Origin of the sequence: Undibacterium sp. Ji49W, assembly GCF_049340205.1 — a bacterium.
Classification (GTDB): Bacteria; Pseudomonadota; Gammaproteobacteria; order Burkholderiales; family Burkholderiaceae_D; genus Undibacterium.
Genome location: NZ_JBMPOW010000056.1, coordinates 1 through 500 on the forward strand (window position 1 = coordinate 1; position 500 = coordinate 500).

1 protein-coding gene is annotated in these 500 nt (G+C 54.2%); it reads right to left on the bottom strand.

Going from position 1 to position 500, the window contains the following annotated elements; translation table 11 throughout:
• Positions 1-467, bottom strand: a 467-nt coding sequence (locus tag ACO0LK_RS27010; RefSeq protein WP_422980609.1) for a MotA/TolQ/ExbB proton channel family protein, incomplete at its 3' end; no start/stop codon positions are given.
• Between the last annotated feature and the right edge of the window lie 33 nt (positions 468-500).

Sequence of the window (500 nt, forward strand, 5' to 3'; positions counted from 1 at the left end):
ACTGCCAGACCGATCGCAGTCATGATCAGCGCTTCACCCACTGGGCCCGCTACTTTGTCGATCGATGCCTGACCGGACATACCGATGGCTGTCAGCGCATGGTAAATACCCCATACTGTACCGAACAGACCAACGAACGGTGCTGTAGAACCAACAGTCGCCAGGAAGGCCAGACCATCTTGCAGACGGCTTTGGACTTTATCAACAGCGCGCTGGATGGACATGGATACCCAGGTATTCAGGTCGATTTGTTCCAGCAGTGCGCCTTCATGGTGTTCTGTGGCTTTGATGCCAGAGTCAGCGATGAAGCGGAATGGGCTGCCTTCTTTCAGGGAAGAAGCACCGGCTTGTACGGAGGCTGCTTTCCAGAACTTGGCACGGGCATCAGATGCCTGGCCAGACAGTTTGACCTGGTCGATGATTTTGGTGATGAGGATGTACCAGCTGCCCATGGACATGATGACCATGATGATCAGTGTGCCTTTGGCAACGAAGTCACC